Origin of the sequence: Halomonas sp. NPDC076908 (assembly GCF_050269715.1) — a bacterium.
Taxonomy (GTDB): Bacteria; Pseudomonadota; Gammaproteobacteria; order Pseudomonadales; family Halomonadaceae; genus Vreelandella.
Genome location: NZ_JBNNIW010000027.1, coordinates 10,013 through 20,998, shown reverse-complemented (window position 1 = coordinate 20,998; position 10,986 = coordinate 10,013). Strand labels below are relative to the sequence as shown.

The window sequence follows — 10,986 nt, the reverse complement described above, 5'->3', positions numbered from 1 at the left end:
CCCTCCTACAAATCGCTATTGGCACCAGTGCAATAATCAGGCTCCACACCATTGTAGGAGGCCACTTCCAGTGGGCGAAGGTGCCGAAGGCGCCCCCTATGTTAAGCGGGCTAGGTGCTTGAATCTTCGCGAGCTGAAGCTCCCTCCTACAAATGGCGTTTGCCTATACCTGCCTTCTACAAAACAGGCCCCAAGGGTTGAAGTTTCACTTCTGTGCCCACATTCCATGAACAAAGCTAGGCGGTGCTTACCGCCAGTATCGGTTCATTGGAGGATGCATGAGCGACCAGGATTACGACCGCGATAATGAACACCTTGACTGGCAAACTGATGATGGAGAGTCATCAGCGACAGATCATGACGACGGTAAGGGCCATCAAGATTTCCGCTCAGATGGTGAGCGCGTAAACTCCCTAGTGCCCGCCAGCGAAATGCTGCCCGAACGTATCTATCTCCTCCCTATTCATAATCGCCCGTTCTTCCCCGCCCAGGTGCAGCCATTAGTGGTTAACCGTGAGCGCTGGGAAGAGACCATGCGCCGCGTAGGCAATACGCCGCACCACACGTTGGGCGTCGCGTTCGTGGGTGAGCAGGGCGTTAGCTCTCTTAGTCATGAAGGTTTTCCCGAGATCGGTACCGCCGTTAAAGTACATAAGCTCAAGGGTGAAGATGAGCAGATCCAGTTTATTGCCCAGGGCCTTCAACGCTTCAAAATTACCCGCTGGCTCTCCAAAGAACCGCCTTACTTAGTAGAAGTCACCTATCCCAAAGAGCCGGTGGATGCGGAAAACGAAGAGACCCGCGCCTACGCCATGGCCATTATCAACGGGATTAAAGAGCTGCTGCCGATTAACCCCCTGTATGGCGAAGAGCTTAAGCATTATCTCAATCGTTTTAGCCCCCATCAGCCTGGCCCACTGACAGACTTTGCTGCTGCAATCACATCTGCCAAAGGCCCTGAACTGCAAGATGTATTGGCCACGCTATCGGTCGCTGAGCGGATGCAGAAAGTGCTACCGCTGCTGCGCAAAGAGATTGATGTAGCGTTGCTGCAGGGCGAAATTAGCGATCAGGTCAACGCGCAAATGCAGGATCGCCAGCGCGAGTTCTTCCTGCGTGAGCAGCTCAAAGTGATTCAGCGTGAGCTAGGTATCTCTAAAGACGATCGTGAAAACGATGTGGATACCTTTAGAGCACGTCTGGAGTCCCTGGTAGTGCCGGAGCGCGTGCAAACGCGTATTGACGACGAGCTTAATAAGCTCAGCGTGTTGGAAACCGGCTCGCCTGAGTACGGCACCACCCGTAACTATCTGGATTGGCTAACGTCGCTGCCCTGGGGCGTCACCAGTCAGGATCAGTTGGATCTGCCCCATGCACGTAAAGTGCTGGACCGTGACCACGACGGCTTGAAAGATGTTAAAGAGCGCATTATCGAATTTCTCGCCGAAGGCACCTTTAAAGGTGATGTAGGTGGCTCAATTGTGCTGCTCGTCGGCCCGCCTGGGGTGGGTAAAACCTCGATTGGGCGCTCAATTGCCGAGGCGCTAGGCCGGCAGTTTTATCGTTTCTCCGTCGGTGGTATGCGCGACGAGGCAGAAATCAAAGGTCATCGTCGTACCTATGTGGGGGCGATGCCCGGCAAATTGGTGCAGGCCTTTAAAGAGGTCGAAGTCGAAAACCCAGTCATCATGCTTGATGAGATCGATAAGCTAGGGCAGTCCTTCCAGGGAGACCCGGCATCCGCGCTGCTAGAGGTCCTTGATCCCGAGCAGAATGTTGATTTCCTTGATCACTATTTAGATGTCCGTATGGATCTCTCCAAAGTGCTGTTTATCTGCACGGCCAATACGTTGGATTCGATTCCAGGCCCGCTGCTAGACCGCATGGAGCAAATCCGACTGTCTGGTTACATCGCCGAAGAGAAGCTGGCGATAGCGAAAAATCATCTCTGGCCTAAGTTACTCAAACGCGACAACCTGACGAAAAAACGTATTAGTTTGTCCGACGCAGCCTTGAAGCAGGTAATTGATGGCTATGCCCGGGAAGCTGGTGTGCGTCAGTTGGAAAAGCAACTGCACCGTATCGTGCGTAAATCAGCGGTTAAACTACTTGAAGAAGAGCTCGAAACGGTCAAAATTTCCGTCAAAAACCTGGAAGAGTTCTTGGGTGCGCCGATTTTCCGCAAAGAGAAAGTGCTCACTGGTGAGGGTGTGGTCACTGGTTTGGCGTGGACCTCTATGGGAGGCGCTACGCTACCCATCGAGGCGGGCAAAATACACTCTTTGGATCGAGGCTTTAAGCTCACCGGGAAATTGGGCGAGGTGATGCAAGAGTCCGCTAATATTGCTTACAGCTATACCCTTGGCCATCTGCAAGAGTACGGTGCCGACGCCGACTTTTTTGACTCAGCGTTTGTACACCTACACGTGCCTGAAGGGGCGACCCCAAAAGATGGCCCTTCGGCGGGTGTCACCATGACGACAGCTCTTATGTCGCTGGCTAAACACCAGTCCATCAACCGCCCATTGGCCATGACCGGCGAGCTTACCCTTACTGGGCAAGTACTACCCGTCGGCGGTATTCGTGAGAAGGTAATTGCCGCACGACGCAGTGATATTTTTGAGTTGATTCTGCCCGATGCCAATAAGCGTGATTACGAAGAGCTGCCTGATTATCTTAAAGAGGGAATGACGGTTCACTTTGCAAAACGCTATCGTGATGTCGCTGAAGTGGTATTTGGTCGTGACTCGATTTAGTCGTTAAACCTACTCATCTGCGATCAACGCTTTTAGCTTCACCCTGTTAAAGCGCTGTACTTAAGTACGGCGCTTTTTTACATCTATTTACTGGTTTAATTTTCTCATTACCGACAATAATAGCGTGTACTAAAAAGAATTAAGAATAATCATCCCTGTGGAGTATGTATGCGCAATAATCAGCCTATTACTCAGCACGAGTATGTTTTGAGCGAAGAAGCAGTATTAATTTCTCGTTCAGATTTAAAAGGCCACGTTACATACGCGAATCCCACCTTTGTAGAGGTGAGTGGTTACACGCGGGACGAGCTAATAGGTGCCCCGCATAACCTGCTCCGCCACCCAGATATGCCAGAGGCAGCATACGCGGACTTCTGGAAAACCATCCAAGCCGGGGGGACCTGGCAAGGTGTAGTCAAAAACCGACGCAAAAATGGTGATCACTACTGGGTGCAAGCGACAGTCGCCCCTCTGCGGGACGGCGAGCGCCTCGTTGGTTACACCTCGATACGTCGCAAAGCGTTACCGAAAGCAGTTACACGCGCAGAAAAAATTTACGCTGAAATTCGTGAAAAAGGCAAATCACGCCACTACAAGCTTGTTAAGGGAGGGCTGCAACGAAAAGGGGTAACAGGCATGCTGTCACGCTTTCAAGTGACCAGCTTAAAAGCCAAACTCATCTGTATGGTCCTTATGTCATTGCTGCTGCTTAGCCTTTCAGGCGGGCTAGGGGTTTATGCACTCATGGTTTCCGGGGAGCGACTAGAGACCCTTAACCGCTCTGGCTTGCAAGATGTGGCCACGCTTCAGAGGATAGAGCGTTATATTGGCCAAGCCGTTGATTTGCTTGAACCCGTGGTTCGTAATCCGCGCCAGGCAGATATGAATGTCGTTAACTCGGAAATTAGTCTCCATACCGACACTATGCAGTCACTGTGGGCGACTTATTATCAGTCAGATGCGGTAACGGGCAATGCAACAGAGGCTTTTAATGAAGCGCTGACGACCTGGAATGCAGGTGTAAATACCACGCTGATGGCTATTCAGGCAGGTAATGGGTTTGCGGCCTTTGAAACATTTAATGACATCGTAGTCGCAACTACTCAATCGCTACGTGAGACAAACATCGTATTGGTTGAACAGGAGCGCGCGGAAGCGGAAGCGTTACTCACTGGGGCAGAGAGCGGACGCAAGCAAATTTTAATCATACAGCTAGCATTACTGGCCGTCGGCTTTTTAGTCATGATAGCCCTAAGCATGATGATTTTAAAAAGCGTATTCCGCAGTATAGTAGGAGCACGTTATACCACTTTCCAAATTGCTGCCGGTAACTTAGCCAATCAGAATGTTCAACGAACGAACGATGAATTAGGTGAGTTACTCTATTCGCTAGACACCATGCGCTTTAGCTTATCCAGCATTGTAGGCGATGTAGAAAGCCGGGTCTCGGTCGTCACTCCTGCTATTCAACAAATTGCTGCTGAAAATGAAGAGCTCTCCTCGCGAACTGAGCAGCAGGCATCAGCACTACAGCAAACCGCGTCTAGCATGGAAGAGATGACCTCTACCGTTCAACAGAACACGGAAAATGCCCGACAAGCGACCGATCTGGCCACGCAAAATGCGCTTAGTACACGGGACACGGGGCAGCAAATGCAGCAACTAGTGGAACGCATGCAGCGTATCGCCACGAGTGCTGAAAAGATGGGGGAAATGATCCGCGTTATTGATGGCATTGCCTTCCAAACCAATATATTGGCGTTAAACGCATCGGTTGAAGCTGCTCGCGCTGGTGAGCATGGCCGGGGCTTTGCCGTGGTAGCAAGTGAAGTTCGTAACTTGGCAGGGCGTAGCGCCGACGCTGCGCAAGAAATCCGGAAGATGATTGATAGCACAACTCAGGAAGTGAACGGTGGCCGCAGCGCCGTCGAGCAGGCCGAGCGGGCAATCGACAACGTCTCCCTGCAAGTGAGCCGAGTTAGCGAACTAATGGCATCAATCAGCACTGCCTCCACTGAGCAGAACAGCGGCATCAATCAAATAAATACAGCGATTGCCGAAATGGATCATGTTACCCAGCAAAACGCATCAAAAGTGCAGTCGATAGCGGCTTCTGCCGAGAACCTTTCCCATGAAGCCTTTGAGCTTGCTAATGTAGTAGACGCTTTCCGCTTGGAAGGCGCACAAGATGAAAATATTCAAAGCGCCCGGGGAAAACTACATAGAGCCACCCAAGCGCTTAGAAAGGAGACACAAGAGCTGCCAGCTCCTAACAGGCAGCGCGTTAACTCTCCTGCCCCATCCAACACCGGTGAGCAGTGGGATGAGTTTTAAAACAGCCATAAACGTTTATAAAAATAACCCCGAGATTTGGTAATTGTGTCACTCATAGGTGATTGATTCGCCCGCATTCGTTACGATTTAATGCCATCCAATGCGGTGGCATGTTTTATGCATTCCATCTAAATGAAATAATCCAGTGGTAATGAAAATGGCTTAGATGTGAGAGCGCCACTAAGCCTAAAGATGGCGCAAGCCTTGAATAAAAAGTAGGGAATCTAAATGCCACAAGCTACCCAAGCGATGTCCGCTATTTACGAGATAGCTGATGATGAAGTGCTGATTTCACGCTCCGACCGCCAGGGCCGGATCACCTATGCCAACCAAACCTTTGTCGAGGTTAGTGGCTATTCGCTGGATGAAATAATGGGTGAGCCCCATAGTTTGTTTCGTCACCCCACCATGCCGAAAGCCGTTTTTCAGAACTTATGGGAAACCATTGAAACGGGTAGAACATGGCAAGGTTTAATCAAAAACCGTCGTCAGAGTGGTGAGGCGTATTGGCTACATACCACTATTGCGCCGCTACTCGATGGGGGGCGTGTAGTAGGTTATACCTCTATTCGACGCAAAGCGTCGCTTGAGGCGGTTGCACGGGCAGAGCGTATTTATAGCGCGATGCAACAGGGCAAAGCTCGAGGCTTTAAGCTCCATTATGGTGCAATACGCCGTACCGGCGTGCGCGGCTGGGTAACACGGTTTAGTTTCAGCAGTATGCAGGCCAAATTAATGGGCATGGTGTTAGCGTCTATTTTCTTATTAGTGTTAGCTGGCGCTGCTGGTGTTTACGGTTTAACCAGTTCTGCTGAGCGATTAAGAACGCTCAATCAAACAGGCCTTGAAGGCATTACCGATCTTCAGCAGATTGACCAGCGCGTCAGTCAAACTATCCAAACATTAGAGCCAGCAGTGCGTAATCCTCGTCGCGCAGACCTCGATGTGCTGGAAACTCAATTAACCACTATGAGTGCCGATATTGAAGCATCCTGGCAAGGTTACACCGCGCTGCGTGAGGCGGGAGGCGGCATTCAGGATGGACTGACAGCTCATCTGGCGACCTTTATCGAAGCATCCGATATTGCGTTTGTCGCCATTCGCGACGGCAACGGCTTCGCCGCTTTTGAGGCATTTAATGACACAGTACAGCCTACGTCTGCAAGCATTAGTGCCACGATTAATTTGCTCGTTGACCAGGAGCGCGCGGCAGCCCAAGCATTAATGGAAAACGCTGAGCAGCGCAGCAACAAGTGCTGCTATACGGTCAGTTAGGCGTGCTACTGCTTGGTATTATGCTAATGATTGGGCTGAGTATGGCGGTACTGAAGTCGCTAATTAAATCGCTCAATGAAGCGCGCCGAGTCACGTTCCAGATTGCTGCGGGTAACTTGGCTGATCGAGTGACCTTGAAGCGTAATGATGAGTTGGGTGAACTGCTTAGCTCACTTGAGACTATGCGAGCGAGCTTATCAGGGCTGATCACCGAAGTCGGCAACAAAGTCGATGTGGTCACGCCTGCTTCAGAGCATATCAAACAGCAGAATGAAGACTTGGCATCGCGTACCGAGCAGCAGGCATCGTCGCTTCAGCAAACGGCCTCTAGCATGGATCAAATGACCGCGACTGTGCAGCAAAATACCGAAAACGCGCGTCAAGCCAATCAATTAGCCATGCAAAATGCCACGACCAGTCGTGAAACAGGAGAGCGCATGCAAGCGCTTGTTGAGCGTATGGAGCGTATTGCTGATAGCGCTAATAAGATGACCGATATCATCAGCGTGATTGACGGTATCGCTTTCCAAACCAATATTCTTGCTCTCAATGCATCAGTTGAAGCGGCGCGAGCAGGCGAGCAAGGGCGTGGGTTTGCCGTAGTCGCCAATGAGGTGCGCAACTTGGCAGGGCGCAGTGCTGATGCTGCTGGCGAAATTCGCCGTTTAATAGACACCTCATCTCAGGAAATCAGCGGCGGTGCCCAGGCAGTCAAAGAGGCCGAAGCCGCCATTGATCAAGTAGTCACGCAGGTCATGAAAGTTAGCGATATCATGGAGGAGATAAGCACTGCCTCAGATGAACAGAGCAGTGGTATCGCCCAAATCAATACCGCTGTCTCAGAGATGGATCATGTGACGCAGCAGAATGCGTCCAAGGTGCAGTCGATTTCCAGTGCTGCACAAGATCTCACCCGTGAGGCATTAGGGCTTGCTAACGTTATTGCTGCGTTCCGTTTGGAGGGTGCTGAAGATGAAAGCAGTGAAACAGCCCGCGGGCGTTTGCTTAAGCAAGCTGGGTTCAAGCATGCTCCCGCACTAGCAGTGGAGTCGCCGCAGGCACTAGCTGCGCCTCATCATCGCTCCCCGCAACGCACTGCCCATGCGCAACCGACTGAAGAGGCGTGGGAAACGTTTTAAGTCATCGGCGCCAGGGAAGGCGCAACTCCTCTTCCTTTCTACTCGCTACATCTATCCTCTGTGCATCTAGTCTCTGCGCAACGCTCATGCCACAATCGAAGGCCTTCGGTTTCACACTAGCCCACGGCCTTTCATAAGGTGGGCTGATTAACAATAGAGAGTAGAGGACGCCATGCCAGAGTATCGCTCACGTACTACCACCGCTGGCCGCAATATGGCCGGAGCCCGCGCGTTATGGCGTGCCACCGGTATGCAAGACGGTGATTTTCAAAAGCCGATTATTGCGGTAGCCAACTCCTTTACGCAGTTTGTGCCGGGTCATGTTCACTTAAAAGACATGGGGCAACTGGTCGCACGGGAGATTGAAAAAGCCGGTGGCGTTGCGAAAGAGTTCAATACCATTGCGGTAGACGATGGTATCGCCATGGGCCACGACGGTATGCTCTACTCGCTGCCCAGCCGTGACCTGATCGCCGACAGCGTTGAGTATATGTGCAACGCTCACTGCGCCGATGCACTGGTGTGTATTTCTAACTGCGACAAAATTACCCCTGGAATGCTGATGGCCGCCTTGCGCCTCAATATTCCGGTTATTTTTGTCTCCGGTGGTCCCATGGAAGCGGGCAAAACCAAGCTGCTCAACCATGGTCTGGATTTAGTCGATGCCATGGTCATGGCCGCCGACGACAGCGTAGATGATGAAACCCTGGCAGAAGTCGAGCGTAGTGCCTGCCCCACCTGCGGTAGCTGCTCGGGTATGTTCACCGCCAACTCGATGAACTGCCTGACCGAAGCACTTGGCTTGGCGTTACCGGGTAATGGCACCGTGCTGGCAACCCACTCGGATCGCCGCCGCCTGTTTGAAACTGCTGGCCATCGAATCGTTGAGTTGGCTAAGCGCTATTACGAAGGTGAAGAAGCGCACCTGCTGCCCCGCGCCATTGCTTCCAAGGCGGCGTTCAAAAATGCGATGACCCTGGATATTGCCATGGGCGGCTCCACCAACACTATTTTGCACTTTCTGGCCGCCGCACAAGAAGCCGAGCTGGACTTCACCATGTCGGATATCGACCGCCTCTCTCGCGAAGTCCCTCAACTATGCAAAGTCGCGCCTAACACCCAGAAGTATCACATTGAAGACGTCCACCGTGCGGGCGGTATTATGGCGATTCTGGGTGAGCTAGACCGCGCCGGAGTATTGGATACCTCGGTACCCACCGTGTATGGCGACAGCCTTAAAGAGGCGTTGGAAGAGTGGGATATCATGCGCTCGCCAAGCCCCGAAGTGGTTGAGTTCTTTAAAGCAGGGCCGGGTGGAGTTCCTACCCAGGTAGCGTTTTCCCAAAGTGCTCGCTGGCCAAGCCTGGATGGCGACCGCGCAACCGGCTGTATTCGCGATGTAGAACATGCATTCTCTCAGCAGGGCGGCTTAGCAGTGCTCTACGGCAATATCGCGCTGGATGGCTGTGTGGTAAAAACCGCCGGTGTTGACGAGTCGATCTTGGTGTTTGAAGGCCCTGCCCATGTAGTTGAATCTCAAGACCAGGCGGTCGCTGATGTGCTTGCGGACAAGGTCAAAGAGGGCGATGTGGTGGTGATTCGCTACGAAGGCCCCAAAGGCGGCCCTGGCATGCAGGAGATGCTCTACCCAACGTCGTATCTCAAATCAAAAGGGCTAGGTAAAGCCTGTGCACTGCTTACCGATGGGCGCTTCTCGGGCGGTACTTCTGGGCTTTCCATTGGCCATGTTTCACCGGAGGCCGCGGCGGGCGGTGCGATTGGCTTGATTGAGCAAGGCGACTTGATCTGCATTGATATCCCCAACCGGGCGATCAACGTCAAACTGACTGACGCAGAGCTGGCAGCTCGCCGCGAGGCAATGGAAGCTAAAGGTGCCAAGGCCTGGAAGCCTGCTGAGCAGCGTCCCCGTAAGGTAACGCCCGCATTGAAAGCTTATGCACTGCTGGCAACATCTGCCGATAAAGGGGCTGTGCGAGATCTAAGCAAACTCGACGGATAGAGAATTAAACCTTAATAAGGAATGCAATGAAGGCAACTATAAACGTTGGATTAGTCGGCTACGGTTTTGCTAGCCAAACCTTCCATGCACCGCTGATCCAAGCCACGGAAGGCTTGGATTTGGTGGCGGTATCGTCAAGCGATGCCGCCAAGGTGCAGGCAGCATTACCGAATGTTGAGGTGGAGAGTCAGGCATTGGCGCTTTGTCAGCGCGATGATATCGACCTGATTGTTATTCCTACTCCTAACAACACGCATTTTTCGATTGCTAAAGCGGCACTCTCCGCGGGTAAGCATGTAGTGGTCGATAAACCATTTACGGTAACGCTCTCAGAGGCAAAGTCACTTAAGTCGCTGGCAGAAGATAAACAGCGCCTGCTGTCGGTTTTTCATAACCGCCGTTGGGATAGCGACTTCCTAACCGTAAAAGCGCTATTAAAAGCGGGAACGCTCGGGCGTATCGTCAGCTTTAAATCACACTTTGACCGCTTTCGTCCGGAAGTCCGCGATCGCTGGCGCGAGAAGGCAACGCCCGGCGGCGGTATCTGGTACGACCTGGGGCCGCACTTATTGGATCAAGCGTGCGAGTTGTTTGGTATGCCGCACGCTATCTTGCTTGAGTTAAGCACGCTGCGTGATGGTGCAAAGGCCGATGATGACTTCCTAGCGCTGCTCGACTACGAAAGTTTTCGCGTTACTCTAGCGGCAGGCACGCTGGTGGCCGATCCTACGCCACGTTTTCGGGTTCATGGCACCCAAGGAAGTTTCGTCAAATACGGTTTGGATCCTCAAGAGGATCGTTTGAAAGCAGGCGAAGTGCCCGCCGCACAATGGGGCGAGGATAGCCAGCATGGCCTGCTGACCCTTCGCGAAGAGGGGGGTGAAAATGCACCGTTAATGCGCCGTGAGCTTCCGACTCTGCCGGGTGACTATTTGGCCTATTACCAAGGTGTTGCCGCCGCTATCCGTGATAAAGCGCCACTACCGGTAAGCGTCGACGACGCCCTGCGCTCAATGGCCCTGCTGGAAGCAGGGCTGGACAGCCATCGTCAACGCCGCTGGATATCATTGAAAAACCATTAAGATTAAGGGTGAATCGATGGGTTTTCGTAGCGCGTGGTAAGCGAAGCGCACCCGCAGCGGCGGCCCGGCGCGAAAGCAGCGCGCAGCGGTGCTGGGGTTTGGTTGAGGTGCCACTGGGCGTCGTTCCGCCGCCTCCCGCGGGTGCCTAAAACGCTCGTTGAACTCGCGTTCTTCGTTACCACGCGCTACGGTTTGTGCCCGCATCTGATTTGGGTTTTGTAGCGCGTGGTAAGCCTACGGCGCACCCGCGGAAGCAGCGCGCAGCGGTGCCGGGGTTTGGTTGAGGTGCCACTGGGCGTCGTTCCGCCGCCTCCCGCGGGTGCCTAAAACGCTCGTTGAACTCGCGTTCTTCGTTACCACGCGCTACGGTTTGTGCACGC

The 10,986-nt window shown here is 52.8% G+C and carries 7 protein-coding genes; 6 read left to right on the top strand and 1 reads right to left on the bottom strand.

Going from position 1 to position 10,986, the window contains the following annotated elements:
• The first annotated feature begins 278 nt into the window (after positions 1 to 278).
• The 6 genes from lon to ACQKE4_RS14825 all read left to right on the top strand — a co-directional run bounded on the left by lon (position 279) and on the right by ACQKE4_RS14825 (position 10,606).
• A complete protein-coding gene (gene lon, locus ACQKE4_RS14850) occupies positions 279 to 2,756 on the top strand; it encodes an endopeptidase La (protein ID WP_427389140.1) in 2,478 nt (825 codons plus the stop codon).
• A gap of 168 nt (positions 2,757 to 2,924) precedes the next feature.
• A complete protein-coding gene (locus ACQKE4_RS14845) occupies positions 2,925 to 5,090 on the top strand; it encodes a methyl-accepting chemotaxis protein (RefSeq protein ID WP_427389139.1) in 2,166 nt (721 codons plus the stop codon).
• Between the two features lie 228 nt (positions 5,091 to 5,318).
• Entirely contained in the window at positions 5,319 to 6,365 is a 1,047-nt protein-coding gene (locus ACQKE4_RS14840) for a PAS domain-containing protein (protein WP_427389137.1), read from the top strand.
• Entirely contained in the window at positions 6,344 to 7,504 is a 1,161-nt protein-coding gene (locus ACQKE4_RS14835) for a methyl-accepting chemotaxis protein (RefSeq protein ID WP_427389135.1), read from the top strand. Before ACQKE4_RS14840 ends, ACQKE4_RS14835 begins: the two co-directional genes overlap by 22 nt.
• Before the next feature lie 172 nt (positions 7,505 to 7,676).
• Positions 7,677 to 9,524, top strand: a complete 1,848-nt coding sequence (gene ilvD / locus ACQKE4_RS14830; protein WP_427389134.1) for a dihydroxy-acid dehydratase — start codon at positions 7,677 to 7,679, stop codon at positions 9,522 to 9,524.
• A gap of 26 nt (positions 9,525 to 9,550) precedes the next feature.
• Positions 9,551 to 10,606 carry an oxidoreductase gene (locus ACQKE4_RS14825; RefSeq protein ID WP_427389133.1) on the top strand — a complete coding sequence of 352 codons (1,056 nt, stop codon included), beginning with the start codon at positions 9,551 to 9,553 and terminating at the stop codon, positions 10,604 to 10,606.
• A gap of 175 nt (positions 10,607 to 10,781) precedes the next feature.
• Here ACQKE4_RS14825 and ACQKE4_RS14820 read toward each other — a convergent pair.
• The coding region (locus ACQKE4_RS14820) for a hypothetical protein (RefSeq protein ID WP_427389131.1) at positions 10,782 to 10,986 on the bottom strand (205 nt) is incomplete at its 5' end.